The sequence below is a fragment of the Actinoplanes sp. NPDC051346 genome (genome assembly GCF_040682215.1).
Lineage (GTDB): Bacteria > Actinomycetota > Actinomycetes > Mycobacteriales > Micromonosporaceae > Actinoplanes.
Map to the genome: position 1 here is coordinate 474934 of NZ_JBFBAJ010000004.1, position 26717 is coordinate 501650.

Here is a 26717-nt window from a genome sequence, read left to right on the forward strand (position 1 = left end):
TGCCGCATGCGTACCGGAGTCTGGCTGATCGGCGCGCGCGGCTCCGTCGCCGTGACCGCGCTGACCGGCGCACTCGCCCTGCGGGCCCGCCTGGTCGCGCCCACCGGCTGCGTCACCGAGCTGCCCGAGCTGCGCGGCGCCGCCCTGCCCGGCTGGACGGACCTGGTGTTCGGCGGCCACGACGTGGTGACCCTGCCGGTGGCGAAGAAGGCCGAGGCCCTAGCCTGCGCCGGGGTGCTGCCCGGCCGCCTCGTCGCCGCCCTCGCCGACGAACTCGGGCGCGCCGAGCGGGAGCTGCGCCCGCTGCCGGCCCACGACACCCAGGCGCGGACGGCCGAGGCGATCGCCGCCGACCTGCGGGACTTCCGCCGGCGTCACGCCCTGGACCGGGTCGTGGTCGTCAACGTCGCCACCACCGAGCCCGTCGCGGCCCGGCATCCCGCCCACGCCCACCTCGCCGGGTTGCGCGAGGCGCTCACCGGACCTGAGCCGGTGCTGCCGCCGAGTTCGCTCGCCGCGTACGCCGCGTTCTCGGCCGGGTGTTCCTTCGTGGACTTCACCCCCTCGACCGGCGCCCGCCTGCCCGCGCTCGCCGAGCTCGCCGCCGAGGCCGGCGTGCCCTACGCCGGCAACGACGGTAAGACCGGCGAGACGCTGGTCAAGTCGGTGCTCGCGCCGATGTTCGCCCAGCGCCATCTGCGGGTCACGAGCTGGTCCGGCCTGAACCTGCTCGGCGGCGGCGACGGCGCCAACCTCGCCGACCCGGCCGCGAACGCCGCCAAGGTGGCCAGCAAGCAGCGGGTCCTCGGCGACGCGCTCGGCTATCAGCCGGAGGGCACGAGCCGCATCGACTACGTCGCGGAGATCGGCGACTTCAAGACCGCCTGGGACCTGGTCACGTTCGCCGGCTTCCTCGGCACCGGCATGCGCATGGAGTTCACCTGGCACGGCTGCGACTCCGCACTCGCCGCTCCGCTCGTGCTCGACCTCGCCCGGCTCACCGCCGCTGCGCATCGGGCCGGACGCCACGGTCCCCTGACCGACCTGGGCTTCTTCTTCAAGGATCCGCTCGGCGACGGTCCCTGCGCGCTCGCCACGCAGTGGGACGCGCTCGCCGCGTTCGCCGCCGGGCTGGGGCGATGAAGGCGCCGCTGCGCACCTTCGCCGAGCTCGTCCGGGCGCCCGCCGCGCTGTCGGTGCCCGGCGACGTGGTGGCGGGCGCCGCCGCCGCGGGCACGCTCGGCGCCCGCAGCGCGGGGCTCGCGGCCGCGTCGGTCTGCCTCTACTGGGCCGGGATGGCCGCGAACGACTGGGCCGACCGCGACCTCGACGCCGTGGAGCGGCCGGAGCGTCCCATCCCGTCGGGTCGCGTCCCCGCCCCGGTCGCGCTGGGCGTCGCGGCCGGCCTCACCGCAGCCGGGCTGGCCGTCGCCGCGCGCTCGGGCGGGTCCCGAGCGCTCGCCGTGGCCGTGCCGCTGGCCGGCGCGGTGTGGGCGTACGACCTGCGGCTCAAGAACACCGCCGCCGGGCCGGCCGGGATGGCGGCCTGCCGGGCTCTCGACGTGCTGCTGGGCGCGAGCGCCGGAAATCCCGTCCGGGCCCTGCCAGCGGCCACCGCGATCGCCGTGCACACGTACGTGCTGACCGTCCTGTCCCGGCACGAGGTCGCGGGCTGCCCCTCGCCGAGGTCGCCCGCCGCCGCCCTGGCCACGACCGCGGCGGTCGCCGGTGTGGTCGGCGCCCGCGGTGGGCCGGGCGCCGCGCTGCTCGCCGGGCAGTACGCCGTCGGCTTCGGCCGGGCGCAGGCCGCGCTCTTCACCGACCCCGGCCCCGCCCGGGTGCGTGCCGCCGTCGGGGCCGGCATCACCGCCCTGCCCGCGTTGCAGGGCGCGCTCACCGCCCGGGCCGGGAGAGCCCTCGCCGGGCTCGCCGTCGCCGCCGCCGTGCCGATCGGCCGGCTGCTCGCCCGCCGGGTGTCGCCCACATGAGCACCCTCCGGTACGGCTACGGCACCAACGGCTTCGCCGGCCACCGCCTCCCGGAGGCGATCGGGGTCATCGCCGACCTCGGCTACCACGGGGTCGCGCTCACCCTCGACCACCACCATCTCGACCCGTTCGCCCCCGGCCTCGCGCGGCGGGTCGCCGAGGTCGCCGACCAGCTCCGTGACCGCCACCTCGGCGTGGTCGTCGAGACGGGCGCCCGCTATCTGCTCGACCCCTGGCGCAAGCACGCGCCCACCCTGCTGCACGACGACCGCAAGTCGCGGCTCGACTTCCTGCGACGAGCCGTCGCCGTCGCCGCCGACCTCGGCGCCGAGGCGGTGTCGTTCTGGGCCGGGGTGCGCCCCGCCGAGGTGGACCCGGTCACGGCCTGGCGCCGCCTGGTCGACGGGTGCGCCGAGATCACCGAGGTCGCGGCGGCACTCGGCGTGCTGATCGGGTTCGAGCCCGAGCCGGGCATGTTCGTCGAGGACCTCGCCGGGTGGCACCGGCTGCGTGACGAGCTGGGCGCTCCGCCCGGGTTCGGGCTCACCCTCGACATCGGGCACTGTCGCTGCCTCGAGCCCGAGCCCGTGCCGGACTGCGTCGCGGCGGCGGCGCCGCACCTGGTCAACGTGCAGATCGACGACATGCGCCGGGGCGTGCACGAGCACCTGGAGTTCGGCACCGGCGAGATCGACTTCCCACCCGTGCTGCGGGCCCTGATCGACGGCGGATACCGCGGCCTGGTCGCCGTCGAACTGCCCCGGCACTCCCACGCGGCGCCCACCGTCGCGCGGGAGTCGCTCGCCTACCTGCGGGCCGCCGAGCGGGAGGGGCAGGAGGTACACCCATGAACCTCGACGAGTTGCGGGCCGTGGTGGCCGGCGTACCCGGCAAGGCCTGGTTCGACGAGGCGGAGGCCCGGGTGCGTGCCGACCCGGACACCGCCGGGCCGCTGTTCGCCCGCGCGGCGCGCAAGCTCGGCCGCCAGCCGCTGCCGGATCGTCCGGGCTGGACCGCCGGGCAGGCCGGGCGGATCCTGCTGCTGCTCGCCCTCGGCGAGGCCGACGGCGCGGCCGGACGGATCGCCGAGCTCTACTGGTACGGCGACCCGCCCGAACGCCTGGCCGTGCTGCACGCCCTGCCCCTGCTCGACATCGGCGCCGCCGGGGTGCCGCTGGTCGAGGACGCGCTGCGGACCAACGACCCGCGGCTCGTGGCGGCCGCGCTCGGGCCGTACGCGTCGCATCTGGACGCCGCCACCTGGCGCCAGGGCGTCGTCAAGTGCGTGTTCATGGGCATCCCGCTCAGCGGGGTCGACCGCCTCGACGACCGCGCCGACGAGACGCTCGCCGCCATGCTCGCCGCCCTGGCAAGCGAGCGCGCCGCCGCAGGCCGCCGGATGCCGGCCGACGCCGTCGCGCTGCTCAACCGGCACCTGCTGCGCAAGGAGGACTGATGCGCGTCTTCGACCCGCACATCCACATGACCTCACGGACCACCGACGACTACCGCAGGATGGCGGAGAGCGGCGTACGGGCGGTCGTCGAGCCCGCCTTCTGGCTCGGACAGCCGCGCACCAACCCGGGATCCTTCGCCGACTACTTCGACTCGCTGCTGGGGTGGGAGCCGTACCGGGCCTCGCAGTTCGGCATCCGTCACCACGCCACCCTCGCGCTCAACCCGAAGGAGGCCAACGACCCGCGCTGCAAGGGCGTGCTCGACCTGCTGCCGCGCTACCTCGACAAGGACGGCGTGGTCGCGGTCGGCGAGATCGGGTACGACGCGATGACGCCGGCCGAGGACGAGGCCTTCGCCGCCCAGCTGGAGCTCGCGGTGCGCTACGAGCTGCCCGCGCTCGTGCACACCCCGCACCGCGACAAGGCGGTCGGCACCCGCCGGACGCTGGACGTCGTCGCCGCCTCGGGCATCGAGCCCGGCCTGGTCGCCGTCGACCACCTCAACGAGGTCACCGTGGCCCTGGTGCGCGACTCCGGCTGCTGGCTGGGCTTCTCCATCTACCCCGAGACCAAGATGTCGCCGCCGCGGATGGTGGAGATCCTCCGCGAGTACGGCACCGAGCGGGTCCTGGTGAACTCCGCCGCCGACTGGGGGCACTCGGATCCGCTGCTGACCGTCGCCACGGGGCGGGCGATGCTCGCGGCCGGGTTCACCGCCGACGAGGTCGACCGGGTGCTCTGGCGCAACCCCGCCGAGTTCTACGGCCAGTCGGGGCGCCTCGACCTCACCGTGCCCGACGGATCGGGGGCGTACGCCGGCAGCTCGATCGCCCGGGGAGGCAGCTGATGCGCCTGTACCACCCCGACGGGACCACCGTGCACCTGTCGTACTGCACCAATGTGCACGCCGCCGAGAGCCTCGAGGGAATCCTGGAGCAGCTCGACACGTACGCGGTGCCGATCCGCGAGCGCCTCGGCGCCGACGTGCTCGGGCTCGGGCTGTGGCTGGCCGCGCCGGTGGCCGCCGGGCTGGCCGGCGATCCGGCGGACCGGCAGCGCCTGCGCCGGGCCCTCGACGCGCGGGGGCTGGAGGTGGTGACGCTCAACGGGTTCCCCTACCAGGCGTTCCAGGAGCCCGTCGTCAAGCACGCCGTCTACCAGCCCGACTGGACCACCCCGCACCGGCTCGCGTACACGCTGGACCTGGCCCGGGTCCTGACCGACCTGCTGAGCGACGACGCCGCGCGCGGGTCGATCTCGACGCTGCCGCTGGCCTGGCGGGATCCCTGGGACGCGGGCCGGGCGAGCGCCTGCCGGCGTGCCCTCGACGACCTGGCCCGCGGCCTGCGTGAGCTGCCGCGTCCGGTGCGTGTGGCCTTCGAACCCGAGCCCGGCTGCGTCATCGAGACGACCGCGGAGGCGGTCGCCCTACTCGGCGCGGCCGACACGTCGGTGCTCGGCGTCTGCCTCGACCTCGCCCACCTCGCCTGCGCCTGGGAGGACCCGGCGGACGCTCTGCGGCGGCTACGCGAGGCGCGGCTGCCCGTCGTCAAGACCCAGGTGTCGGCCGCGCTGGCCACCGCCGATCCGCGCCGCGACGCCGCCGTGCTCGGCGAGTACGTCGAACCGCGCTTCCTGCATCAGACCCGGGGCTCGGCCGGTCTCGCCACCGACGACCTCGACGAGGCGCTGGCCACGCCCGGCGGCGACGCGCAGCCGTGGCGGGTGCACTACCACGTGCCGCTGCACGAGGCACCGGTGGCGCCGCTGCGGTCCACCGTCGACGTGCTGGTGGACGCCCTGCGGGAACTGCTCGGTGGCGACACGGCGGACTGCGACCACTTCGACGTGGAGACGTACACGTGGCATGTGCTGCCGGCGGCGTCGCGCCCGGCGGGCCCGGCGGAACTGGCGTCCGGCATCGCCGCGGAGCTCTTCTTCGCCCGCGCCCAGCTGACGGCGCTCGGGCTCGCGACAGCCCAGGGGGTGCCGTCGTGAGACCGGTGGTGGTGCTCGACGTCGTCGGCTTGACGCCCCGGCTGCTGCGGCACATGCCCCGGCTCTCGCGGCTCGCCGAGTCCGGCTTCCAGGCGCCGCTGGCCACCGTGCTGCCGGCCGTGACGTGTGCGGTGCAGTCCACGTTCCTCACCGGCGCGATGCCCAGCGGGCACGGCGTCGTCGGCAACGGCTGGTACTTCCGCGACCTGGGCGAGGTGTTCCTCTGGCGCCAGCACCACGCCCTGGTGCGGGGCGAGAGGGTGTGGGACGCAGCCCGGACGCTCGCCCCCGGCTACACCGTCGCCAACATCTGCTGGTGGTACGCGATGGGCGCCCCCACCGACTGGACGGTGACGCCGCGGCCGATCTACCACGCCGACGGGCGCAAGGATCCGGACTGCTACACGTACCCGCCGGAGCTGCACGACGCGCTGACCGCCGAGCTCGGCACGTTCCCGCTGTTCAGCTACTGGGGTGCGAACGCCGGGATCGCCTCCTCGGCGTGGATCTGCGCCGCCGCCCGGCACGTCATGGCGGCGCACCACCCGGACCTGACCCTGGTCTACGTCCCGCACCTCGACTACGACCTGCAACGCTACGGTCCCCACTCGCCGCGGGCCGTCGCGGCCGCCGCCGAGCTGGACGTCACTCTCGGCCCGCTGCTCGACGCCGCGTCCGAGCGCGGCGCGGCCACCGTCGTCCTGTCGGAGTACGGCATCACCGAGGTGTCCCGGCCCGTCGACATCAACCGGCTGCTGCGCGCCGAGGGGCTCCTGCACGTCTACACCCAGGCCGGCATGGAGTACCTCGACCCCTGGACCTCGCGGGCCTTCGCCGTGGCCGACCACCAGATCGCCCACGTGTACGTCGCGGCGGCCGACGACGTCCCGGCCGTGGCGAAGCTCTGCGCCGGCCTGCCCGGCGTGGCCGAGGTGCTGGACCGGCCCGCACAGGCCGTGCGCGGGCTCGACCACGAACGCTCGGGCGAGCTGGTGCTCGTGGCCGAGCCGGACGCCTGGTTCACCTACTACTACTGGCTCGACGACGCCGCCGCGCCGGATTTCGCGCGGCTGGTCGAGATCCACCGCAAGCCCGGCTACGACCCGGCCGAGCTCTTCTTCGACCCGGCCGGCCCGGCCGCCGCCAAGGGCCGCGCCGCGCTCGCCCTGCTCCGCAAGAAGCTGGGCATGCGCTACCTGATGAGCGTCGTCGGACTGGACGCCGGCGCCCGCGCGGTCCGCGGTTCGCACGGGCGCCTGCCCACCGACCCGGCCGACGCGCCGGTGCTGCTCTGCTCCGACGCGACCGCCGCCCGTCCGGCGATCGCCGCCACCGAGGTGAAGGGACTGCTGCTCCAGCTCGCGGGGCTGACCCCGTGACGATCCGGACGGCCGCCGAGACCGACGCCGCCGGGTTGGCCCGCCGGTGCGAGGCGGCGCTCGTCGCGTACCTGGACCGGCAGCGCCCGCACTGGCCCGACGGCACGCCCCGCGGGGTGCTCGACGCCGTCCGCCGGTTCGTGCTCGCCGACGGCAAACGCCTGCGCCCCATGTTCTGCTACTGGGGCTGGCGGGGCGCCGGACAGCCCGACAGCCAGGCGATCGTCGCCGCCGCCGCGGCGCTCGAACTGTTCCACGCCTTCGCCCTCATCCACGACGACATCATGGACGGCAGCACGCTGCGCCGGGGCCAGCCGACCGTGCACCGCCACTTCGCCGACGTCCACACCCGGCACAGCTGGCGAGGCGAGGCCGTCCGGTACGGACACAGCGCCGCCCTGCTCTGCGGTGACCTCTGCGCCGCATGGGCGGACCACATGTTCCACGACTGCGGGCTACCCATCGAGTGGATCCACCGCGGCTACAAGCTCTTCACGGTGATGCGCACGGAGGTCATCGCGGGGCAGTATCTCGACCTGGTGTCGGGCGTCGGCGACGGCTCGGTCGCCGGGGCGCTCACCGTGATCCGGATGAAGGCCGCGCGCTACACCGTCACCCGGCCGTTGCAGATCGGCGCCGGACTGGCCGGGGCCGGCCCGCGGGTGCAGGCGGCGCTCCAGGCCTTCGGCGATCCGCTCGGCGACGCCTTCCAGCTGCGCGACGACGTGCTCGGCGTCTTCGGCGACCCGGCCGTCACCGGCAAGCCGGTCCTCGACGACCTCCGCGAGGGCAAGCCGACCGCGATGGTGGCGATGGCCCGCGACCGCGCCGACCGGGCCCAGAACGCCCGGATCCGCGAGCTCTTCGGCGCTCCCGGCCTCGACGACGCCGGCGCCGGGGAGCTGCGGACGATCATCGAGGCCACCGGCGCGCGGGAGGGGATCGAGGATCTGATCAACCGGCGCGCCGCCGCGGCGACCGCGGCCCTGGACCGGGCGCCGCTCACCCCGGACGCCCGGACGGCGCTGGCCGCGCTGGCGGCGACGGTCGTCGCCCGCCATCGGTGATCCTTCCCCCGGCTGCCGGGCTCCGGATGGCATCATCACGCCATGCGTGAAGTGGTGGACGGCGTCTTCGAGCTCGGCATCGGCTATGTCCACGTGCACCTGGTCGTCACCGACGACGGCGTCGTGCTCGTCGACACGGGACTGCCGGGCAAGTCCGCGCGGATCGGGCGGGCCCTGCACGACATCCGCCGCACGATCGGCGACGTCACGACCGTGCTGCTCACCCACCACCACCCCGACCACACCGGCGGCCTCGCCGAGGTGCGCCGCCGCTCGGGGGCGCGGGTCGTCGCCCACCGCGACGACGTGCCGTACGTGACCGGCGAGGCCCAGGTCGTCACGCGGCACCCGGTGGTTCGGCTCGTGGGCCTCATCATGGGCCGGGCCGAGCCCGCGCCGGTCGACGAGGTGGTGACCGTCGACGGTTTCTCGCCCCTGCCGGGCTTCACCGCGCTGCACACCCCCGGGCACACCCCGGGCCATCTGTCGTACCTGCTGGACCGCTCCGGCGGTGTGCTCTTCGCCGGCGACGCGGCGGCCGGCAAGCGTGGCGGGCGGATCGGCAGCACCCCGAAGATGGTCTCGGTGGACCTCGACGCCCAGCACCGCAGCGTCGAACGGCTCGCCGGACTCGACTTCGACCACGCCGTCTTCGGCCACGGCCCCGCCGTCACCGGGCGCGCAGTCGACGCGTTCCGCACCTACGTGTCGGCCGGTCGCTGAGGTCGACCTCCTAGCTTGGTTCTTAACGCCTCGGCGAGGCTGACCGGTCTTGCTACACACCGTGACTTTCCTGGCGACACTTTCGGGCTGCTGGCCAAGCAATCAATGACGAATGTCCGAGCTCGGGCCTAGCTCCAGGGATCGTTGCATCTCACCCTTTCGGGCCAAGCAAACCGACCCAAAGCGGCTAGATGGGCTTGGACCATCCCATCGCACGCAGGGCATCTCGCGGCCGATAACCGCCGGAAAGCTTTCCGCGCGGGATGGAACCTTCAGCGCGCGGCATGCGTCTAACCCACCCAGCGAAATGATGTGCTATCGATGAGGAGCGCGGTCTGTCCCCCCGAAGCTTTATGAGCGGATCGGTGCGCCCCATTGATGAATAAGATGCGACTGGGGATCTTTGGCCTGGCCGTCGGAATGTTGATGACATCTGCGTGCTTGCAAGGCGCGAATGTCAAGAACAGCCCCGTAGCCGAACCCACATCGGTATCAGCGGCCGAACTGGACAAGAACTTCGCGGACGACGCGAAGTTCTACGCGCCGATGGCAGCCCGGATGGAGGGCGCTCTCATGGCCCGACCTCCTGCGGACGTGTCCGCCGCCACCCAGGACGCCACGGTCGTCGTGGCTGCTCGAATCGGTGACATCAAGGCGCAGCGAGTCATCGGCGATATCCAGACATTGGCCATCAGCTTGACGGACGTCGACGTGTTGAGCGGAGAGCTGGAGCCGAGCCTGGGTCAGCAAGTGAATGTGGAACTGGCGCTTGGAGACCCGGCGGACGTCGGGAAGAACGTCAACTCGTTTCGCGCCGTCCTGCCCAAGGGCTATGGAATCTGGTTCTTGAGGTGGCAGGGCGACAAGAAGCCGGTTACCAAGAAGGGCGCCAGCCCGTCGGAGGACCCCGCGGACAGCAGCCTCTACGCCCTTGTGCACAGGCAGAGCATGTTCACTCAGGGCAGGAACGGTGCGGTCAACCCGATCGCCGAGCACGACCACGACGGCGGCTCGCTTCCCGGTCTGCAGGCAGACGGCGAGCGCTTCTCGAAGCTGAGTGAGATCGCCGACAAGGTTCGCGCTTCGAAGAAGTAGAACCTCGACCTCGTTCCGGAGTCGCCATAATCCGCGATACACCCTAGAGGGTCGAGGGTGGACACGGGCGGGTTGCACGGTGCTAGCTTGCTGGGGTGTCCGAGCTTTCGGGGATGTCCGAGGAGGAGCGCGACCGGCTCCTGGCCGAATACGACGCGCTGCGCGAGGACATCGCGGTGCGCGCGGTCAACCGTGACCTGGCCGCCCTGGAGGCGGCCGACGCCCAGCACGCCGCTCACCGCGACGAGCGGCTGGCCTGGGAGCTGCTCACCGTGCTGCGCGACGCGCGCCGCGAGGAGCCCGACAATCTGCGGCTCGTCGCGCAGGTCGACCAGGCGGAGGCGGCGTACGAGTCCGCCCGGGAGATCGCCGAGACGGTCAGCCGCGCCGCGGCCGAGATCGCCACCCGGGCGATCGAGCACAGCCGGGCCGACACCCGGCGGCTGTTCGAGCTGGGCATGCGGGTGCGCGCGGCGCGGACGCCCCCGCCGGAGATGCGGACGCCGCCGCCGGAGATCAGGACCCCACCTCCGTGAGGCGGTCCGGGTCGAAGAGCCCGATCGGGTGCGCCGTCGTGCCCGTCATGACCAGGTCGGCGAGAATCTCACCGACGACCGGGACGAACTTGAAGCCGTGCCCGGAGAAGCCGCACGCCACCGTCACCGACGGGTGGGCCGGATGCGCGGCGATGACGAAGTGCTCGTCCGGGGTATTGCAGTAGAGGCAGGTCTTGGCGCGCAGGAAGGCGCCGGGGAGATCGGGCAGGTGCTGCCGGGCCCGGGCGGCCATCGTGGCGATCTCGCTCTCGTCGACCTCGCGGTCGACGGTTTCCGGGGTGGTGGGCACGCCGCGCCGGAAGAAGGCGATCTTCGCGCCGCCGTCCGGACCGTCGATCGCCGGGAAGCCGTACACCTGGCTGCCGTGCCGGTCCTCCCAGATGTAGACGCCGAGCGCCTCGGGCCGGAACGGATCGACGCCGCCGGACGGCTGGAACCAGTACTGGACCTGGCGTTCGACGACGAACGGGAGGCCGAGGTCGGCGAGCAGCCGCGGCGCCCACGGCCCGGGCGCGAGCACGAGCCGACCCGCCGTGTACGTGCCGGATTCCGTGTCCACCCGCACGCCGCCGTCCGCGGTGGGCTCCCACCGGGTCATCGGCTCGTGGAAGCGCAGGTCGGCGCCGTGACGTGCGGCCAGGTCGAGGTGCGCACGCACGGTGAGCTCCGGGCGTACGAATCCGGCCCTGTCCTCGTGGAGCGCGATTTCCCCCGGCGCCGGCGTCATGACCGGGAACCGGCGACGCAGGTCGGCCGCGTCGAGCAGTTCGTGTGGCAGGTCCCACTGCTCGGCGCTGCGGCGGCTGCCCGCCACCGTCACGCTGTCCGGCAGCCCCACCATGATCCCACCGGTCAGCGTCATCACGTCCCGGCCGGAGTCGTGCGCCAGGGCCTCCCAGAGTTCGTACGCCCGCAGCAGCAGCGGCACATACTCCGGGCTTTCGAAGTACGACTGCCGAATGATGCGGGAACCGCCGTGGCTGGCGCCACGATCGTGCGCGGGTCCGAACTGCTCCAGCCCCAGCACCCGCTGTCCGCGCGCGGCGAGATGGTACGCGGCGGCGCTACCCATCCCGCCCAGCCCGATCACGATGACGTCATGAATCGCCACATCAGCCTCCTACCGGACAGCTTCGAGCATCGAATCGCGACGGTCAATGTCTGGGCGGACCTCGGCGACTCTCGTAGGATGCCTCCATGCTCGCGGTCTCTTGGCGTGACGTCGTCCTCGCCGTGCTGCCCGGCGCCACGCTTGCCGGCGGCGTGTCCGCGCGAGCCGTCGACGCCGCGGGCGAGTTGCTCGGTGCGCCCCTCCCGGAAGACCTCGCCGAGCTGCTGCGCGAGACGGGCGGCATCATCGCCGGCGACGGCCTGGCCGTGGTGTGGCCGGTCGAGCGCATCGTGCGCGAAAACCTCGAGCTCCGCGCCGGCGCGGAGCTCGACGGCGATCTTCTCTTCTTCGGCGGCGGCGCCGACGACGGCGCGGGGGAGCGGTACGCGTGCGTCCCCACCGATCCGTCGCGCGGCATCGTGGCCTGGCGGCAGCGGACCGGCAAGCGCCGGACGGTCGCCACCGACCTGGCGGACTATGTGATCGGCGTCCTCGCCGCCTGATCTCCCGCTCAGTCCTTTAGCGGGCCGAGGAGCAGGGCGGACTGCGGCCACAGGTCGTCGAGGATGGCGGGGTCGTTGGCCACCTTGGCGAACAGGACCATGCCTTCGAGGTGGGCGAGCAGGGAGCGCGCCGTCCTGGGCGTCGCGCGGTCGGCGGTGATGGTGCCCTCCCGGGCGGCCTGGTCGAGCGTGTCCTGGATGAGGGCGGCCTGCTCGGCGAAGATCTCGTCGAGGTGCGCCCGCACGACGTCGTCCTGAGTGCTCAGTTCCAGGGCGAGGTTGGCCAACAGGCAGCCGTTGACGGTGCCGGCGGCGCGCTGGGCGAGGGTCTGTGCCTCCGCCTGTGCCCGAAACAGGGCTTCGAGTCGCTCCAGGGCGGGCGGCTCGCTGCCGAGGATGGTCGTCCATTCCTCGCGTCGGGTCTGCCAGTAGCGCTGCAGCACCTGGACGGTGAGCGCCTGTTTGGACTCGAAGAAGTGGTAGAAGCTGCCCTTGCGCACGTCGGCGCGCGCGCAGACCTCGGCCACGCCGAGGCTGTTGTAGCCACGGTGGTGGATCAGTTCGCCGGCCGCGTCCACGAGCCGCTCGCGGGCCGTGCTCGTCCTTCCCATGTGACCGACTATACAACCGGTCAACTATCCCGCCGTTGACTAATAGTTGACCGGTCGTCTAGAAAGAGATCCAGCACCCCGTGCTCCGATGAGAAGGCAGGACTATGACGAAGACCCACTGGGCCAGGACCCGGGTCAGCGAGCTGTTCGATACGCCGTACCCGATCGTGCAGGGCCCCTTCGGCGGTGGTGTCTCCACCGTCGCGCTGGCCGCGGCGGTGTCGGACGCCGGCGGTCTCGGCTCCTTCGGCGGCCACCATCTGCCGCCCGAGCGGCTCGACGCGACGCTGCGGGAGCTGGCGGCGGCAACCGGGCGGCCGTTCGCGGTCAATCTCTGGGTGCCGACCGAGGACCAGCCGCGCGGGATCGACCCGGAGACCTTCCGGGCCGGAACAGCCCGCCTGCAACCCTGGTACGACGCGCTAGGCCTGCCATTGCCGGAGTATCAACCGCAGGCGTTGCCGGACTTCGACTCCCAGGTCGAGGTCGTTCTCGAGCGCCGGCCCCGGGTGTTCAGCTTCGTCTTCGGCATCCCCGACCCGAAGGTGCTCGCCGAGTGCCGCCGCCGGGGGATCGTCACCGTCGGCGCGGCCACCAACCTCGACGAGGGACGGGCGCTGGAGGCGGCCGGCGTGGATGTCGTGGTCGCCTCCGGCATCGAGGCCGGCGGCCACCGTCCGTCCTTCCTGCGTCCGGCGCCGGACTCGGTATCCACCGGACCGCTCACCGCGCAGCTCACCAGCGTCCTGAGCGTGCCGGTGATCGCCGCCGGCGGTCTCGCCGACGGCCGGGGCATCGCCGCGGCGTTCGCGCTCGGCGCCGAGGGCGCGCAGCTCGGCACCGCGTTCCTGGCCACCGAGCAGTCCGCGGCGCCGGCCGTCCACCGGGAGATGCTCTTCTCGGACCGCGCCCGCCACACGACGCTCACCCGCGCGTTCTCCGGGCGGCATGGCCGTGGAATCCGTAACGAGTTCCTCGACGCCCTCGCCGACGCCTCCGACATCCCGCCCTATCCACAGCAGCTGTGGCTCACCGCGCCGCTCCGCGCCGCCGGCGCCGAGCGGGGCGACCCCGAGGTCCTCTTCCTCTACGCCGGCCAGGGCGCACCGTTGCTCCGCAGGGAGCACACCGATGCCGGGCAGCTCCTGCGCTTCCTCGTCGCCGACACCGACCGCGTCCTCACCAACCTCGCCTGAAAGGCACCGTCATGAGCAATCCGATCAGCGTCGTCATCGCCTACCACAGCGGCTACGGCCACACCGCCCGGCAGGCCGAGGCCGTCGCCCGCGGCGCCCGCTCGGTCGACGGCGTCACCGCCGACCTCCGCGACGTGTCCACCCTCGACGAGGGACTGTGGGCCGCCCTCGACCGCGCCGACGCCATCATCTTCGGCACTCCCACCTACTTCGGCGGCCAGTCCGCCGCCTTCCAGAGCTTCGCCGAGGCCACCGCCGGGATCTGGGCCGAGCAGGGATGGAAGGACAAACTCGCCGCCGGCTTCACCAACTCCGCGGGTATCAACGGCGACAAGTCCCACGTGTTGACGTCGCTCGCGGTCTTCGCCGCCCAGCACGGCATGCAGTGGATCCCGCTCGGGCTGCTCCCCGGCTGGAACACCACCGGCGGCTCCGTCGAGGACCTCAACCGCCTCGCCGGATTCATGGGCGCCCTCGCCCAGTCCCACGCCGACGCCGGCCCCGACCTCGCCCCACCGGCCACCGACCTGCGCACCGCCGAACACCTCGGCCGGCGCGTCGCCGAGAAGGCCACGCAATGGGCCCACGCCCGCCGGGCCACCGCCACCCTGCTCGAGGCGGCGTAAAGTCCACTAAGTTCTACCCTTCCGCGATCGGAGCAGACCGCATCGCACACCGGAGGGGAGATTTCTTAGCGTGAGCAGTCCACCATCGCCGGGAGCGGAACGAGCCGGCGAGGCATCCGTTCGGATCGGCGCGCTCGTTCCGCTGACCCGGCCCGGCTGGGTCGAGGCGGGCCGATCCTTGCTCGCCGGCCTGGAGCTGGCCGTTCGCGACGTCAACGAAGCCGGCGGAATTCTCGGGAAACCACTCGAGCTGGTGGTCCGGGACACCGCGGCCGATCCGCGGAGCGCCGCGGCGGCCGTGGATGAACTGGCCCGCCAGGGCGTGGCTGCCCTGGCGGGGGAGTACCACAGCGTCGTCGCCCGGACCGCCGCTGCCCGGGCCGACGCGCTCGGCCTGCCGTTCCTCTGCTCGTCGGCGGTTCTCGACGCGCTCACCGACCGGCCGACGGACTGGGTCGCGCGCCTCGCTCCGGCGCAGTCGCACGGCTGGCGGATCTACGCGGACTTTCTCCTCGGCGCGGGCCACAGCCGCATCGCCGTAGCGACCGAGCCGAGTGTCTACTGGGCTTCCGGGACCCGCATACTGCGGGACCACCTCGCTGCGCGCGGCGGCACCGTCATCGACCTCGACATGCGTACGCTCGCGCCCACGGCCGTGCCCGACGAACTCGTCGAGAGTCGCGCGACAGCCCTCCTTCTTCTGGTCGGCTACCCCGAGCCGGCCGTGTCGATCGTCCAGGCCGTCCGCCGCGACCGGCGCCTCGCCGGGATCATGATCGGTGCTCCGGCCGGGCAGCCGGAGTTCGCCGGCTGGACGACCTCGCTGGGCGACGACGGCGCCGCGATCCCGTTCCTCCGCTACCTGCCCGAGCGCCTCAGCCCACTGGGCGCGCGGGTCGAGGCGGCCCTGCGCGAACGGCTGGCCGGAACGCCCTCCTTCATCGCCTTCGAGGGCTATGACACGGTCGCGGTCCTCGCCGAGGTGCTGCGTTCCGGCGGCGCGGACCGGGCGCGCACGGCCGAGTCCTGGCCGCGTGTCGCCGTCGAAGGCACCCGCGGCGAGATCCGGTTCTCCTGCCAGCCGGGCATCAGCGTCTGGCAGTGGGCGTGGGCGCCCACCCAGATCGTCGACCGAGACCCGGCGCGGCCGGATCGCTTCCGGATCCTGCACTCGACCTGACAGAGCACGAACGCCGGCCTCTGCCGCGCGTCCTAGCGAGAGCCGCGCGTCCTAGCGAGAAAGGAGCACGCATGGCCTGGATGAGCGCGGGGGCGTCTCGGCTGGTCGGCCCGACATTCGTGGACGACCTCACCCGGGCGGACCTGATCCCCGAACTCGGTCCGGTGGCTACCGAAGGCTGGATCGTGGTCGACGAGGCGGTCCTGCTCAAAGGCCTCTACGAGAGCTATTCCGGCGATCGGTCACGTTTCCCGGACGTCCTGGGCTACGAAGTGGCGGTCAACGGCCGTGGTATCCCGAGGTTCGGCCTGCCCGACCGCGGCGTAGGGTGCGTTCCGCCGCTCCTTCGGTGGGGCACGGCCTTCGCCTGGGCCGCCTTGCACCAACAACACCGACAGTTCCCGGGGTTCGAGGTGATGGCCTATGTCTCGGTCGCGGAGCTGATGTTCGACCCCGGAGAGTTCAGCGGGAACGTGACTTTCTGCACGAAGCACCCCGGCGGTCCGGTCTGGACGACCCGCGCAAGCGCGGGAGACGACATCGTGATCAGCCTCTCCACGGCCGACTGCCACGAACCACTACCGGACCGCTGAGCGAGCACGCCTGTTCGTCAGTTCCTAGGCATGCGCCGCCAGGACGGACAGCAGGCGGTCGATGTGCTCCTCGGTGGTGCCGATGCCGGCGCTGGCGCGGATCGCCGCCGCGGGCGGCTCGGCCGTCGGGTCGAGGCGGTCGGTGGCCTCGCGCAGCAGGCGGCGGGTGAGCGGGTGGGCGCAGAACAGCCCGGTGCGTACGCCGATGGCATGGTCGCGTCCCAGCACGGTGCTGAGCTCGTCGGGATCGCGGCCGAGCACCGCGAACGACACGATGCCCACCCGGGGCGCCTCGGGACCGAACAGGCGTAGCTCTTCGACGCGGGGCAGGGCGGCGATGCCGGCGCGCAGCCGCGCCACGAGGCGGTGTTCGTCGCTCAGGTCGACCTCGGCCAGGGCGCGGCAGGCGGTCGCCAGGGCCACCGCCCCGATCAGGTTGGGCGTGCCGGCCTCGTGCCGGGCCGGGCCGTCGTGCCACCGTACGGTGAAATCACCCGACACCGCCGCGGTCGCGCCACCACCGGCCAGGTAGGGCGGGGCCGCGTCGAGCCAGTCGGCGCGGCCGGCGAGCACGCCCGCGCCGAACGGCGCGTAGAGCTTGTGTCCCGACAGGGCCAGGTAGTCGGCGCCCAGGGCGGTGAGGTCCACGGGCGCGTGCGGGGCCAGTTGCGCGGCGTCGACGGCGATCCGGGCGCCGTGGCGGTGTGCGGTTTCGGTCAGCTCCGTGATCGGCCACAGCTCGCCGGTGACGTTGCTGGCCGCGGTGACCGCCACCAGCACCGGTCCGGGCAGGGTGCGCAGCGCCTGGTCCAGCGTGGAGACGGCTTCCTCGGCCGAGCGTGGCACGCCGAGGCGCACCGGCTCGCGCCAGGGCAGCAGGTTGGCGTGGTGCTCGGCGTCGAAGGTCACCACGGTGGTGCCGGCGGGTACGACGTGGGCGAGCAGGTTCAGCGCGTCGGTGGTGTTGCGGGTGAACACTACTGTGTCCCGCGGGCCGCAGCCGAGGTGCTCGTAGAGCGTCTCGCGGGCCTGCTCGTACTCCAGGGTGCTGCGCCGGGCGAGAGCTCCGGCTCCTCGGTGGACACTGCCGTACCACGGCAGCAGGTCGGCCACCGCCTCGGCGACGACGTCGAGGCAGGGCGCGGTGGCCGCGATGTCGAGGTTGGCGAACTCGATGCTGCTGCCGTCGGGAAGTTTGACCTCTGCGGGGCTCAGGACGCTGACCATGGGTACCACGCTAATCGGTCGAAACCATACCTGCAAGATAGGAATTTGTATGCGCGGAATTACCCACTGTCGAGGGGTGGACGAACCTCGCTAATCTGACGGCACTCGAGCGGCAACGGCGCCGGGCTCGGAGAGGAAGCGATGACACTCGGAACCGCAGTGGTGGAGACCTCGTCCCTCGGTGACCGCACCTACCTCGTGCACGACGGCGAGGTCGCTGTGGTCGTCGACCCGCAACGGGACATCGACCGCGTCCTGGCCGTCGCCGGCCGGCTCGGGGTCCGGATCACCCACGTGGCGGAGACGCACCTGCACAACGACTACGTCTCCGGCGGCCTCGCCCTGGCCCGGGTCACCGGCGCGACCTATCTGGTCGCCGCCGCCGAGCAGGTGGAGTTCGACCGGCACCCGGTCGCCGACGGCGACCGGATCGCGGTCTCCGACCGGCTCGCCCTCACCGTGGTGGCCACTCCCGGTCACACCTTCCACCACCTGTCGTACGTGGTCACCCACGACGGCGAGGTGGCGGGAGTCTGCACCGGCGGCTCGCTGCTGTTCGGTACGACCGGACGCACCGACCTGCTCGGTGCCGACCACGCCCGCACCCTCGCCCACCACCAGCACGCCTCGGCGCGCCGCCTCGTCGACCTCCTGCCCGACGGCACGCCGGTCTGGCCCACGCACGGCTTCGGCAGCTTCTGCTCGGCCACCCCGCCGGACGCGGACATCTCCACGATCGGCCGCGAGAAGAGCGTCAACCCGGCGCTGCGGCTGCACGCGGACGCGTATGTCGAGCACCTGCTGGCGGGTCTGGGGGCGTACCCCGCGTATTACGCGCACATGGGCGTCCGCAACGCCCGGGGCGCCGAGCCGATCGACCTGACGCCGGCCCGGCGCGCCGACCCGGACGAGCTGCGCGAGCGGATCGACGCGGGGGAGTGGGTGGTCGATCTGCGCTCCCGCAAGGCGTACGCCTACCGTCACCTGACCGGGACGCTCAGTTTCGGCCTCGACGGGCCCCTTGCGACCTGGCTCGGCTGGACCCTGCCGCACGGCACCCCGCTGACCCTGCTCGGCGACTCGCCCCAGCAGGTCGCCGCCGCCCAGCGCGAACTGGCCCGCATCGGCATCGACCGCCCGACGGCCGCGGCGGCCGGCACCCCCGACGACTGGGCACGCGGCCCCGGCGACCTCGCCGAGGGCCGCAGCGCGACCTTCGCGGATCTCGCCGCCGCGACCTCCGCGGATCTCGCCATGGAGCGAGTGGATCTCGCCGTGGAGCGAGCGGATCTCGCCGTGGAGCGAGCGGACGTCATCCTCGACGTCCGCGCCGACGGGGAGTGGCGGGCCGGTCACCTTGCCGGGGCGATCCACATTCCCCTCTCTGACCTGACCGCCCGCCTGGCGGAGGTGCCCGAGGGGACGGTCTGGGTGCACTGCGCGGCCGGCTACCGCGCGGCGGCGGCCGCCAGCCTGCTGACCCGTGCCGGGCGCCGCGTGGTGGCCGTCGACGACGATTGGGCGAACGCAGCCATCGCCGGCCTGCCGATCGTCTGACCGCCGCCGCGGCCCGTATCTACTGCGCGGGCTCGGACGCGTCCGTCATGCGCCGGACGAGTTCGCGGGCGCGGGCCCGCTGCACCGACCGCGCCTGACTCAGCACGAGGCTTCGCAGCGGCCGGGGGAAGGACACGGTCACGGACTCCGTGACCTGGGTGCCGCCGCCCTCCGCGACCAGCTCCACGGTGGCGACCAGCCGCACCCGCCCGGGGCTGTGCACGTCGCTGACCAGCCGCCGGTCGGGCACCGGGAAGGTCATGGTCACCCGGATCGGGTTGTCCCACCGCAGCGGCCCCAGCCGGAACCGCTCCACCGCCACGTACGACACCGCGTCGCCCGTACGCCGGATGTCGCGGACCGCCACGACGAGCGGTGACAGGCCGACGTAGCTCTCCGGACGGCTGAGGTGTGCGTAGATAGGGCCGGCCGGGGCCGGCACGCGAAAGGTGTGACTGAACTGTTCGGTGGACACGACGGGCATGGTCGCACGTGTCGGCCATAGGCCCGAACCTGTGGAAAACCTTTCCTCGAAAATTGCTTTGAACCGCTTCGCGGGCCGCTTCGTACTGATGGCTGTCGACGACATCTGTCCGGGCAACATTCCCGATTTGCGCCGATGAAGGGGAGACCCTCGTCAGCGCGTGACGAAAGGCCGAGCATGAGTCGAGTCCACTACGGCACGCGGGCGGTAGGCCGCCTGTCGCGCCGTAAGGTTCTTACGATCGCCGCGACCGTGGGCGTCGGTGCCTCCGCCGCCGGCGTGGCCGGCCTGAGCCTCGCCGGTGAGAAGCCGGGCAAGGCCGACGCCGAGCCGCTGGTGCTCTCGCTGCGCGACGCCGAGAAGGGCACGTTCGACGTGTTCTCCGGGAGCAGCAAGGTGACCATCACCGACGCCGACCTGGCGAAGAAGCTGCTCAAAGCCGTCAAGCGCTGATCAGGAAAGGCTGAACAATGTCCTCGCACCGCGAAGCCCCGGAGATCAGCAAGGATCCCGTGGCCGACAGCTCCGACCTGTACGCGTTCGTCAGCCCGGACCACCCGGACACCGTGACGCTCATCGCCAACTACGTGCCGCTGCAATTGCCGGCGAGTGGGCCGAACTTCTTCGAATTCGGTGACGACGTACTCTACGAGATTCACGTCGACTCCAACGGCGACGGCCGCCCCGATCTGACCTACCAGTTCCGGTTCCGCACCGAACTGCGCAACGATCGGACATTCCTCTACAACACCGGTCCGATCGAATCGCTGGACAGTGAGAACTGGAACCGGCGACAGTTCTTCTCGGTGACCCGGGTGGACGCGAGCGGTAAGCACACCGTGCTCGCCGAGAAGCTGCCCTGCCCGCCGTGCAACGTCGGTCCGCTGTCCATTCCGGATTACGACAAGCTCGCCGCCGACGCGGTGCACAAGCTGAAGACCGGCGAGAAGGTCTTCGCCGGTCAGCGGGCGGACCCGTTCTTCGTCGACCTCGGCGCCATCTTCGACCTGGGCACGCTGCGCCCGTTCCAGGACAAGCACCTGGTCGGCCAGAAGCTGTTCAACTACGCCGGCAAGGCGGTCAACGCCACCGACAAGATGAACGTGCACAGCATCGCGATCCAGGTCCCGTTGCACATGGTCCGCAAGGACGGCAAGAAGAAGGTGCGCGGACGCGACCCGGGCGCGGTCATCGGCGTGTGGACCTCCGCCAGCCGCCGCCAGGTGCAGGTCCGGCACGGCAAGAAGAACGACGACGTGTACGTCGGCCCGCACGTGCAGGTCTCGCGCCTGGGTAACCCGCTGTTCAACGAGGTCATCGTGCCGATGGCGCAGAAGGACCTGTGGAACAGCCTGCCGCCGAGCGAGGACAAGCGCTTCGCGGAGTTCGTCGAGCAGCCGGAGCTCGCGCAGCTGCTGCCGGTGCTCTACCCGGGCCTGTTCGACCGGCTCGCCGAGCTCAACGAGGCGAAGACCGCCCGCGCCGACCTGGTCGCGATCCTGCTGACCGGCATCCCGGACGGCCTGATCGACGACTTCCAGAACAACACCGGCGAGACCCAGGCGGACATGCTGCGGCTCAACACCGCGGTGCCGCCGTCCAAGGACGAGAACGCCTTCGGCATCATCGGCGGCGACCTCGCCGGCTTCCCGAACGGGCGCCGGGTCGCCGACGACGTGGTGTCCATCTCGCTGCGGGCGATCGCCGGCGTGACCGTGCCCCTGGTCGACGAGAAGTTCAAGCCCGACGAGGCGGCCGCGCTGGTCGAGCAGGGTCTGTCGGCCAAGGACGCCAGCTCCAAGCTGCTCAAGAAGTTCCCGTACCTCGGTGTGCCGTTCGACGGCTTCAACAACCCCTCGGCGGAGGACGGAAAGTGAGCGTCGGAGTTCACCACCACCACACCCTCGCCCCCTCCGGGCAGGGCACGGTGGTGCTCAACATCGGCGCCGGGATCGGTGCCCTGGTCATCCACACCCCGGGTAGCCTGCACGGCCATGAGATCGAGGTCAGCCCGGTCACGGACTCGACCCGGCGTACCCACGCGGCGGTCCGCGCGCGCTACGTCAGCGACGGCGTGATGTTCAGCGTCGTCATCGACAACCTGCCGGCCGGCCGGTACGTCATCTGGCGCGATCCGGTCACGGCGCTGGCCGAGGTCGACGTGTCCGGCGGGGCAGTCACCGAGTACGGATGGCCGGAAGCGGCCATCCTGTAACACCCGGTGACCCCCTTGTCGGTCTAGGGTGAGCGGATGGACACGGCAGGGGAGGCCGATCGGGATTCGGGTCCGGCACTGACGGGTCCGGATGTGGCGGGGCGCTCCGCGCTGCGGACGACGGATGTCGACCAGGCGCGGGCCTTCTGCCGCCGGATGTTCTACGGCCCGCTCGAGGTGAAACCGGCCGGCAGCATCGAGGGCTTCGCGTTCTCCGGTGACGTGGTGCAGCTGGGCCCGCTGACGGTGGGCGAGGTCAGCTACGGCGTGGAGATCTGTGTGGCCATCGGCGACCTGCGGACGGCCTATCACGTGCTGGCCCCGCTGACCGGGCAGGTCTACGTGTTGCACCGCGGCACGGCGACGACCGCGGACCCGGGCCGTGCCGCGGTCTTCCAGCCGATCGGCGACATCGATCTGCGCTGGTCGGCGGACTGCCGCCTGTTCAGCGTCAAAGTGGAGCGGCTCGCCTTCGAACGCGAGCTGGAGGCCCTCGACCCGCCCGGCGGCGCGCTGCTGCCGCTGGGCGCCACGTTCGGCACGGCCGCCGGCCCCGGCCGCAGCTGGATGGGGCTGATCCGGCTGTTGCACACCGAGTTGCGCGAGGCCGACGGCCTGAACACCCTGCCCTGGTTGCTGCGCCGCTGGCGTGACCTGGCGATCAGCGGCCTGGCCGGTGCCGTCGAACACGCCTCCGGCGACGGCAGTGCCGGCCACCCGACGGCCCGGCGTCCGCGGACGGTCAAGCGCACCCTCGACGCGATGCATTCGGAACCGGGCCGTGCCTTCACCGCGACGGAGCTGGCGGCCATCGCGGGGGTCGGCATTCGCGTGTTGCAGGAGTCCTTCCGTCAGCACGTGGGCGTGCCCCCGCTGACCTACCTGCGCCGGCTGCGCCTGGAAGGCGTGCACGCCGAGCTGAGCCGGTCGGACCGGCACGAGGTCAGCGTCAGCGAGGTCGCCTACCGCTGGGGATTCACCCACCTGGGTCGCTTCGCGGGCGCCTACCGCGACCGCTACGGCGTCTCTCCCTCCCAGACCTTGCGCGGCGACCGCGTATAGGCGTCGGCGGCCGGTGGGGGGAACTTGCGCAGGATCCACATCTGCTGGCCGAGGGCGAACAGGTTCTGCGTCACCCAGTAGAGGATGACGCCGATCGGAAGCAGCGCCCCGGAGACGAGCAGGGACAGCGGGATGCCGTAGAGCATCAGCCGCTGCACCATCCTCGCCTGCGGCTCGGTGGCCCATCCGGTCCTGAGGATCAGCTGACGGCTGGTGACGTAGGTGGTGACGACCATGACGGCGATCAGGACCCCCGCCACGACCGTGACGATGCCGGGCTGGGCGACCGTCGAGCCGAAGGTCGCGGCGATGGGTGCGCCGAACAGCTTTGCCTGCGCCGCGCTGTCGAACTGGGTCAACGTCCAGCCGTACAGGGTGCGGGCCGCGTCGCCGGTGACGCTCGGCCGTAGGTGGCGCAGCACGTGCAGAAGTCCTAGAAAGACCGGGGCCTGCACCAGCATCGGCAGCACGCTCATCAGCGGATTGACCTTCTCCGCCCGGTAGAGCTCCACGAGCTCCGTGCGCAGCTTCTCCCGATCCCCTCGGTGCTTCTCCCGCAGGGCTTCGACCTTGGGACGCAGCGCCTGCACCGCGCGTTGTGAGGTGATCTGCCTGACCGCCATCGGGATCAGCGCCGTGCGGACGGTCAGCACCAGGAAGACGATGCCGAGCACCCACGACCAGTTCGTGAGCCACCCGCTCGCGTCACCGAGCACCATGTCCCAGACGGAATGCCAGAACAGCAGGACCGCCGAGATCGCCGTGTAGACCAGGGCCATCAGTGGGCTGAACAGCGAACTCATCGGTGTGCACCCCGTCCGTCGGCGGCGGGTGACGACGCGACGGCGGGATCGGGCAGTACGGACGGCATGATGAACCCCTCGAGGGACGACCGGTGGCTGGATCAGGACGTGGCGAGTCACCAGCGGCCGCGACGAGCGGGGTGAAGAGGCAGAGCGAGGAGAAGGAGACGCTCAGGCGGCCGCGACGCGGCCCGTGGGCCCTCGCGGACGCGTGCGTCCCGAAGCGTCGGGATCGCGGTGGCGCGGCACGCCGGTGCGCCCGGCGCGCGTGCGCAACACCCGGACGATGACCCGCGGATCAGCGACCGGGGCGCGGCGGCCCAGCAGCACACCGGCGGTGACCACGGCGGACAGCAGCACGCCGGCCATGACACCGGTGCCGACGAGCAGACCGGTCGGGCCGGCCTCGGTCAGCACGCTGACCAAGCGCCACAACGCCTCCCACCAGATCACCCGGTCAGCCTAGAACCCATTCGCAACACTCGATCACGGCCGGGTGGCCTCGCGGATGACATCGGCGTAGAGCTGGAACAGGCGGGGCCTCGCGGTCGTCGCCTCGGGTCGGTGTGCGAGCAGGCCCGTCCAGCAGCGGGCCGCGAGGTGTCGGGCGTGTGCGCCGGACCAGGGCTGGGGGAGGAGCTCCGGCGGCAGCAGCGGATCGGGGTCCATGGCGTGGGTGAACTCGGCGGCGAGTTCGAGGGCGATGACCAGCTGGTCGGTGTCGGACAGCGGCGCCGGGCCGGCGAGCCGGTCGAGGCCGGCCTGGGCGAGCGCGGCCAGCCGGTCGTAACGGGCGGCCAGGTCCTCGAGCGGCCATAGCGTGCCGGCCAGCGCGGCGGGGTCGCGGTGATCGCCGACGCGCAGGTCGCGGCTGGTGAGGAAGGTGACGGAGCCCAGGACGCCCAGGTGCCGGGCCGCGGCCTCGACGCTCGGGGCGACGGGGTTGGCGGTCACGTACAGTCCGCCCTGGACGGCCGCGGCGCCGAGCCGCAGGATCGTGTCGCGCAGCGTGTCGCGGGCCGCGCGGGCCGACTCGGGGATCGCGAACGCGAAGAGGTGCCAGGTGCCGTCCCACGGGGCGTCGCCGCGGTCCTGCCGGTACGCGTACCGGACGTAGCCGATCTCCGGTGCGATGGCGCCGGTGACGTCGGCGCTGGTGCGCAGCACCGCCTTGCGGCCCCGGCCCTCGTGGGTGAAGCGTCCCTCGGCGACGAGCCGCTTGACGCACAGGCGCACCTGCTGGTCGGTCATGCCCAGGGCGCCGGCGACGGTGTACAACCCGTCCGCGTCGACGGTGCCGTCCTCGCGGACCATCGCGTGCACGAGCAGCCGGGTGGTGATCACCGGTCGCCGACCGCGCGGTGCATGGTGGTGACGGCGCCGAAGCCCATCAGCCGCCGCAGGTAGGGGGTCTGCTCGGTGCGGCCCGCGGCGAACCCGTGTCGTTCGTAGAGGGCACGGGCCCGGGGGTTGACGTCGATGACGTCCAGGCGGACCTGGCCGCATCCGTTCTCGGCGGCGACGCGGGCGACCTCCTCGAGCAGGGCACCGCCGATGCCGCGTCCACGGTGACCCGCGTCGACGGCGATGCCGTCCATGACGAGCTGCCCGGGCGTCGCGGTGCGTTCCAGGAGCGCGAGCAGCGCGAGCCGGGGCAGGCCCCGCACCCTGCCGTAGGTGCCGAGGACGTCGGCGGCGCCGCCGCCGGTGAGCCCACGGTCGCCGAGCTTGAAGCCGGCCACGCCGACCACCCGGTCCCCGGCGAGCGCGACCACGGCGCGGTCGTGGCGCAGGTGCGAGGCGATGAAGCGCCGTCCGGTGTCCGGTGGGTTCAGCGCGGCGCCCAGCTTGCGCCCGAACGCCTCCCAGTAGAGCTCGGCCACCCTCGGCTCGGCGCCCGCCGGCACCCCGCGTCGCACGGTGATCCCGCCTGTGTCGTGCCCGTCTCCGGTGTGCACCGTCACGTCTCCTCGCCCGCTCAGCTCACTTCCCCGATCCTATCATTCCATGTACGTTCATCGGCGAAACGATCGTTCGAGATTCAATAGATTGAGGCGGCATGACACTCGTGACAGAGGCGGCACAGCGGAGACGCATTCCGGTCGTCGACGCGCTGCGGGGCTTCGCCCTCTTCGGCATCCTGATGGTCAACATCACCTACTTCGCGTCGGCCTACCACGGCACCGGCCTGGAGGATCCCGGGTTCTCCGGCCCACTCGACCGCGGCGTGCGCTACCTGGTGGCGGTGCTGTTCGAGACCAAGTTCTATCTGCTGTTCTCGTTCCTTTTCGGCTACAGCTTCACCCTGCAGCTGGCCTCGGCGGCGCGCAGTGGCAGCCGCTTCGTGCCCCGCTTCCTGCGCCGCCTCGCGGTGCTGTTCGCGATCGGCGCGTTCCACGCCGTCGTGCTCTTCCCGGGCGACATCCTCACCACGTACGCCTGCCTGGGCCTGCTGCTGCTCGCCGCGCGCCGCGTCCGGCCGGCCCGGGCGCTGCGCACGGCGATCGCGTTGCTGACCGTCACCGCGGGCGCGTACATGATCGTGGCCGCCGTCCAGTCGGCGGCCGGCGGCGGTGGGCTCGACCCCGTCGCGGTCGGCGCCCAGGCCCAGCGGGCGACCGAGGGGTTGCGCGGCGGCCCCGGTTCGGTGATCGCCACCTATCTGGGTGAGCTACCGGATGTGGTGGCGCTGCTGGTCTTCTTCCAGGCCCCGGCAGCTCTGGCCGCCTTCCTGCTCGGCCTGGCCGCCGGCAAGCGCACCCTGCTGGCCGACCTGACCCACAGCGGACCGGCGCTGCGCCGGATCATCCGGATCGGCGTGCCGGTGGGTCTGATCGGCGGGATCGTCTACGCCCACGCCAGCCTGGAGCACCCGGGCACCGCCTACCAGTTGTTCGCGCTCGGCGTGGACATGCTCACCGCACCATTTCTCGCGGCCGCGTACGCCGCCATCGTGCTGAGGTGGGCCTCCAGCGCCCAGGGCCGCCGGACGGCCGAGGCGCTGTCGCCGGCCGGCCGGATGACCCTGACCGCCTACCTCACCCAGTCACTCGTCTGCGCGCTGATCTTCACCGGCTACGGCGCTGCCATGGTCGGCCGTCTGTCACCGCTGGCGGTGCTGGCGCTGGCACTCGTCCTGTTCGCCGTCCAACTGGCCGCCTGCCGGTGGTGGATGAGCCGGCACCCGTACGGTCCGCTCGAATGGTTGCTCCGGGCGGCGACCAACGCCGAGTGGCCGCGCTGGCGAACTCGCCCGGGAGTCTCCAGTGGCGCCTGACCAGCGGG

Annotated in this window: 30 protein-coding genes; 22 read left to right on the forward strand and 8 right to left on the reverse strand. The window is 72.3% G+C overall.

Translation table 11 applies throughout. The annotated features are described in order from the left end of the window. The first annotated feature begins 6 nt into the window (after window positions 1–6). The 11 genes from AB0M36_RS13490 to AB0M36_RS13540 all read left to right on the forward strand — a co-directional run bounded on the left by AB0M36_RS13490 (window position 7) and on the right by AB0M36_RS13540 (window position 10243). The gene (locus AB0M36_RS13490; RefSeq protein WP_364156257.1) at window positions 7–1143 is read left to right on the forward strand and encodes an inositol-3-phosphate synthase; all 1137 of its coding nucleotides are present in this window, start codon (window positions 7–9) and stop codon (window positions 1141–1143) included. Then, the gene (locus tag AB0M36_RS13495; RefSeq protein ID WP_364156259.1) at window positions 1140–1988 is read left to right on the forward strand and encodes an SCO3242 family prenyltransferase; all 849 of its coding nucleotides are present in this window, start codon (window positions 1140–1142) and stop codon (window positions 1986–1988) included. The genes AB0M36_RS13490 and AB0M36_RS13495 overlap by 4 nt, the downstream gene beginning before the upstream one ends. Continuing rightward, a complete protein-coding gene (locus AB0M36_RS13500) occupies window positions 1985–2839 on the forward strand; it encodes a sugar phosphate isomerase/epimerase family protein (RefSeq protein WP_364156262.1) in 855 nt (284 codons plus the stop codon). Before AB0M36_RS13495 ends, AB0M36_RS13500 begins: the two co-directional genes overlap by 4 nt. Beyond that, window positions 2836–3444, forward strand: coding sequence for an EboA domain-containing protein (locus AB0M36_RS13505; protein ID WP_364156263.1), 609 nt, complete (start codon window positions 2836–2838; stop codon window positions 3442–3444). Before AB0M36_RS13500 ends, AB0M36_RS13505 begins: the two co-directional genes overlap by 4 nt. Continuing rightward, a complete protein-coding gene (locus tag AB0M36_RS13510) occupies window positions 3444–4292 on the forward strand; it encodes a TatD family hydrolase (RefSeq protein ID WP_364156266.1) in 849 nt (282 codons plus the stop codon). The genes AB0M36_RS13505 and AB0M36_RS13510 overlap by 1 nt, the downstream gene beginning before the upstream one ends. Further along, the gene (gene eboE / locus AB0M36_RS13515; protein ID WP_364156269.1) at window positions 4292–5443 is read left to right on the forward strand and encodes a metabolite traffic protein EboE; all 1152 of its coding nucleotides are present in this window, start codon (window positions 4292–4294) and stop codon (window positions 5441–5443) included. The genes AB0M36_RS13510 and eboE overlap by 1 nt, the downstream gene beginning before the upstream one ends. Beyond that, entirely contained in the window at window positions 5440–6822 is a 1383-nt protein-coding gene (locus tag AB0M36_RS13520) for a nucleotide pyrophosphatase/phosphodiesterase family protein (protein WP_364156272.1), read from the forward strand. The genes eboE and AB0M36_RS13520 overlap by 4 nt, the downstream gene beginning before the upstream one ends. Further along, on the forward strand, window positions 6819–7889 hold the full coding sequence (locus AB0M36_RS13525) for a polyprenyl synthetase family protein (protein ID WP_364156275.1): 1071 nt from the start codon (window positions 6819–6821) through the stop codon (window positions 7887–7889). Before AB0M36_RS13520 ends, AB0M36_RS13525 begins: the two co-directional genes overlap by 4 nt. 42 nt (window positions 7890–7931) lie before the next feature. Next, on the forward strand, window positions 7932–8612 hold the full coding sequence (locus AB0M36_RS13530) for an MBL fold metallo-hydrolase (protein WP_364156278.1): 681 nt from the start codon (window positions 7932–7934) through the stop codon (window positions 8610–8612). Window positions 8613–8999: 387 nt separating this feature from the next. Further along, window positions 9000–9707 carry a hypothetical protein gene (locus AB0M36_RS13535; protein WP_364156281.1) on the forward strand — a complete coding sequence of 236 codons (708 nt, stop codon included), beginning with the start codon at window positions 9000–9002 and terminating at the stop codon, window positions 9705–9707. 95 nt (window positions 9708–9802) lie between these two features. Continuing rightward, entirely contained in the window at window positions 9803–10243 is a 441-nt protein-coding gene (locus AB0M36_RS13540; RefSeq protein ID WP_364156284.1) for a hypothetical protein, read from the forward strand. Here AB0M36_RS13540 and solA read toward each other — a convergent pair. Continuing rightward, window positions 10224–11375 carry an N-methyl-L-tryptophan oxidase gene (gene solA / locus AB0M36_RS13545; protein ID WP_364156286.1) on the reverse strand — a complete coding sequence of 384 codons (1152 nt, stop codon included), beginning with the start codon at window positions 11373–11375 and terminating at the stop codon, window positions 10224–10226. The genes AB0M36_RS13540 and solA overlap by 20 nt on opposite strands. 86 nt (window positions 11376–11461) lie before the next feature. On the opposite strand from solA, the gene AB0M36_RS13550 reads away from it, so the two are divergent. After that, window positions 11462–11878, forward strand: coding sequence for an SMI1/KNR4 family protein (locus tag AB0M36_RS13550; protein ID WP_364156288.1), 417 nt, complete (start codon window positions 11462–11464; stop codon window positions 11876–11878). Window positions 11879–11886: 8 nt separating this feature from the next. Here the strand turns inward: AB0M36_RS13550 and AB0M36_RS13555 are convergent, their stop codons facing one another. Beyond that, window positions 11887–12489, reverse strand: a complete 603-nt coding sequence (locus AB0M36_RS13555) for a TetR/AcrR family transcriptional regulator (RefSeq protein ID WP_364156291.1) — start codon at window positions 12487–12489, stop codon at window positions 11887–11889. Window positions 12490–12593: 104 nt separating this feature from the next. Between AB0M36_RS13555 and AB0M36_RS13560 the strand changes: the two genes are divergently transcribed. The 4 genes from AB0M36_RS13560 (at window position 12594) to AB0M36_RS13575 (ending at window position 16084) form a co-directional block, all read left to right on the forward strand. Beyond that, window positions 12594–13685 carry a nitronate monooxygenase gene (locus AB0M36_RS13560; RefSeq protein ID WP_364156294.1) on the forward strand — a complete coding sequence of 364 codons (1092 nt, stop codon included), beginning with the start codon at window positions 12594–12596 and terminating at the stop codon, window positions 13683–13685. 11 nt (window positions 13686–13696) lie between these two features. Then, complete coding sequence (locus AB0M36_RS13565) at window positions 13697–14311, forward strand: flavodoxin family protein (protein WP_364156296.1); 615 nt, start codon at window positions 13697–13699, stop codon at window positions 14309–14311. Window positions 14312–14381: 70 nt separating this feature from the next. Continuing rightward, the gene (locus AB0M36_RS13570; RefSeq protein ID WP_364156299.1) at window positions 14382–15491 is read left to right on the forward strand and encodes an ABC transporter substrate-binding protein; all 1110 of its coding nucleotides are present in this window, start codon (window positions 14382–14384) and stop codon (window positions 15489–15491) included. Between the two features lie 71 nt (window positions 15492–15562). Beyond that, a complete protein-coding gene (locus tag AB0M36_RS13575) occupies window positions 15563–16084 on the forward strand; it encodes a hypothetical protein (protein WP_364156301.1) in 522 nt (173 codons plus the stop codon). Window positions 16085–16108: 24 nt separating this feature from the next. On the opposite strand, the gene AB0M36_RS13580 is transcribed toward AB0M36_RS13575, so the two are convergent. After that, the gene (locus AB0M36_RS13580; protein ID WP_364156304.1) at window positions 16109–17311 is read right to left on the reverse strand and encodes an aminotransferase class V-fold PLP-dependent enzyme; all 1203 of its coding nucleotides are present in this window, start codon (window positions 17309–17311) and stop codon (window positions 16109–16111) included. 141 nt (window positions 17312–17452) lie between these two features. Here AB0M36_RS13580 and AB0M36_RS13585 point away from each other — a divergent pair, with 141 nt between their 5' ends. Then, window positions 17453–18868 carry an MBL fold metallo-hydrolase gene (locus AB0M36_RS13585; protein WP_364156307.1) on the forward strand — a complete coding sequence of 472 codons (1416 nt, stop codon included), beginning with the start codon at window positions 17453–17455 and terminating at the stop codon, window positions 18866–18868. A gap of 19 nt (window positions 18869–18887) precedes the next feature. Here the strand turns inward: AB0M36_RS13585 and AB0M36_RS13590 are convergent, their stop codons facing one another. Then, window positions 18888–19343, reverse strand: a complete 456-nt coding sequence (locus AB0M36_RS13590; RefSeq protein ID WP_364156310.1) for an SRPBCC family protein — start codon at window positions 19341–19343, stop codon at window positions 18888–18890. 261 nt (window positions 19344–19604) lie between these two features. On the opposite strand from AB0M36_RS13590, the gene AB0M36_RS13595 reads away from it, so the two are divergent. Genes AB0M36_RS13595 through AB0M36_RS13610 form a run of 4 tightly spaced genes read left to right on the forward strand, consistent with a single transcriptional unit; the run spans window position 19605 to window position 22629 of the window. Then, complete coding sequence (locus AB0M36_RS13595) at window positions 19605–19805, forward strand: hypothetical protein (protein ID WP_364156313.1); 201 nt, start codon at window positions 19605–19607, stop codon at window positions 19803–19805. A gap of 17 nt (window positions 19806–19822) precedes the next feature. After that, entirely contained in the window at window positions 19823–21229 is a 1407-nt protein-coding gene (locus tag AB0M36_RS13600; RefSeq protein WP_364156316.1) for a DUF4331 domain-containing protein, read from the forward strand. After that, window positions 21226–21567, forward strand: a complete 342-nt coding sequence (locus AB0M36_RS13605; protein ID WP_364156319.1) for a phospholipase — start codon at window positions 21226–21228, stop codon at window positions 21565–21567. Before AB0M36_RS13600 ends, AB0M36_RS13605 begins: the two co-directional genes overlap by 4 nt. Window positions 21568–21603: 36 nt before the next feature. Beyond that, a complete protein-coding gene (locus AB0M36_RS13610) occupies window positions 21604–22629 on the forward strand; it encodes an AraC family transcriptional regulator (RefSeq protein ID WP_364156322.1) in 1026 nt (341 codons plus the stop codon). On the opposite strand, the gene yidC is transcribed toward AB0M36_RS13610, so the two are convergent. From yidC to AB0M36_RS13630, 4 genes are all read right to left on the reverse strand, one after another. Next, a complete protein-coding gene (gene yidC / locus AB0M36_RS13615) occupies window positions 22584–23408 on the reverse strand; it encodes a membrane protein insertase YidC (RefSeq protein WP_364156633.1) in 825 nt (274 codons plus the stop codon). The two genes, AB0M36_RS13610 and yidC, sit on opposite strands and share 46 nt — an antisense overlap. A gap of 195 nt (window positions 23409–23603) precedes the next feature. Next, complete coding sequence (locus tag AB0M36_RS13620) at window positions 23604–23885, reverse strand: DUF6412 domain-containing protein (RefSeq protein WP_364156325.1); 282 nt, start codon at window positions 23883–23885, stop codon at window positions 23604–23606. 33 nt (window positions 23886–23918) lie between these two features. Beyond that, window positions 23919–24776, reverse strand: a complete 858-nt coding sequence (locus AB0M36_RS13625) for a PaaX family transcriptional regulator C-terminal domain-containing protein (protein ID WP_364156328.1) — start codon at window positions 24774–24776, stop codon at window positions 23919–23921. Next, complete coding sequence (locus AB0M36_RS13630) at window positions 24773–25396, reverse strand: GNAT family N-acetyltransferase (RefSeq protein ID WP_364156331.1); 624 nt, start codon at window positions 25394–25396, stop codon at window positions 24773–24775. The genes AB0M36_RS13625 and AB0M36_RS13630 overlap by 4 nt, the downstream gene beginning before the upstream one ends. A gap of 95 nt (window positions 25397–25491) precedes the next feature. Between AB0M36_RS13630 and AB0M36_RS13635 the strand changes: the two genes are divergently transcribed. Continuing rightward, window positions 25492–26709: a DUF418 domain-containing protein gene (locus AB0M36_RS13635; RefSeq protein ID WP_364156334.1), complete on the forward strand. Its 1218-nt coding sequence runs from the start codon at window positions 25492–25494 to the stop codon at window positions 26707–26709. The last annotated feature ends 8 nt before the right edge of the window (window positions 26710–26717 follow it).

What these genes read in the sequence shown, in the direction of transcription:
- AB0M36_RS13495 (WP_364156259.1), top strand. Translation starts at nt 1,140, where the DNA reads ATGAAGGCGCCGCTGCGCACCTTCGCCGAGCTCGTCCGGGCGCCCGCC.
- AB0M36_RS13585 (WP_364156307.1), top strand. Translation starts at nt 17,453, where the DNA reads ATGACACTCGGAACCGCAGTGGTGGAGACCTCGTCCCTCGGTGACCGC.
- AB0M36_RS13565 (WP_364156296.1), top strand. Translation starts at nt 13,697, where the DNA reads ATGAGCAATCCGATCAGCGTCGTCATCGCCTACCACAGCGGCTACGGC.
- AB0M36_RS13490 (WP_364156257.1), top strand. Translation starts at nt 7, where the DNA reads ATGCGTACCGGAGTCTGGCTGATCGGCGCGCGCGGCTCCGTCGCCGTG.
- AB0M36_RS13510 (WP_364156266.1), top strand. Translation starts at nt 3,444, where the DNA reads ATGCGCGTCTTCGACCCGCACATCCACATGACCTCACGGACCACCGAC.
- AB0M36_RS13600 (WP_364156316.1), top strand. Translation starts at nt 19,823, where the DNA reads ATGTCCTCGCACCGCGAAGCCCCGGAGATCAGCAAGGATCCCGTGGCC.
- AB0M36_RS13610 (WP_364156322.1), top strand. Translation starts at nt 21,604, where the DNA reads ATGGACACGGCAGGGGAGGCCGATCGGGATTCGGGTCCGGCACTGACG.
- AB0M36_RS13505 (WP_364156263.1), top strand. Translation starts at nt 2,836, where the DNA reads ATGAACCTCGACGAGTTGCGGGCCGTGGTGGCCGGCGTACCCGGCAAG.
- AB0M36_RS13560 (WP_364156294.1), top strand. Translation starts at nt 12,594, where the DNA reads ATGACGAAGACCCACTGGGCCAGGACCCGGGTCAGCGAGCTGTTCGAT.
- AB0M36_RS13535 (WP_364156281.1), top strand. Translation starts at nt 9,000, where the DNA reads ATGCGACTGGGGATCTTTGGCCTGGCCGTCGGAATGTTGATGACATCT.
- AB0M36_RS13555 (WP_364156291.1), bottom strand. Translation starts at nt 12,489, where the DNA reads ATGGGAAGGACGAGCACGGCCCGCGAGCGGCTCGTGGACGCGGCCGGC.
- AB0M36_RS13500 (WP_364156262.1), top strand. Translation starts at nt 1,985, where the DNA reads ATGAGCACCCTCCGGTACGGCTACGGCACCAACGGCTTCGCCGGCCAC.
- AB0M36_RS13550 (WP_364156288.1), top strand. Translation starts at nt 11,462, where the DNA reads ATGCTCGCGGTCTCTTGGCGTGACGTCGTCCTCGCCGTGCTGCCCGGC.
- AB0M36_RS13635 (WP_364156334.1), top strand. Translation starts at nt 25,492, where the DNA reads ATGACACTCGTGACAGAGGCGGCACAGCGGAGACGCATTCCGGTCGTC.
- yidC (WP_364156633.1), bottom strand. Translation starts at nt 23,408, where the DNA reads ATGGCCCTGGTCTACACGGCGATCTCGGCGGTCCTGCTGTTCTGGCAT.
- eboE (WP_364156269.1), top strand. Translation starts at nt 4,292, where the DNA reads ATGCGCCTGTACCACCCCGACGGGACCACCGTGCACCTGTCGTACTGC.
- AB0M36_RS13580 (WP_364156304.1), bottom strand. Translation starts at nt 17,311, where the DNA reads ATGGTCAGCGTCCTGAGCCCCGCAGAGGTCAAACTTCCCGACGGCAGC.
- AB0M36_RS13530 (WP_364156278.1), top strand. Translation starts at nt 7,932, where the DNA reads ATGCGTGAAGTGGTGGACGGCGTCTTCGAGCTCGGCATCGGCTATGTC.
- AB0M36_RS13575 (WP_364156301.1), top strand. Translation starts at nt 15,563, where the DNA reads ATGGCCTGGATGAGCGCGGGGGCGTCTCGGCTGGTCGGCCCGACATTC.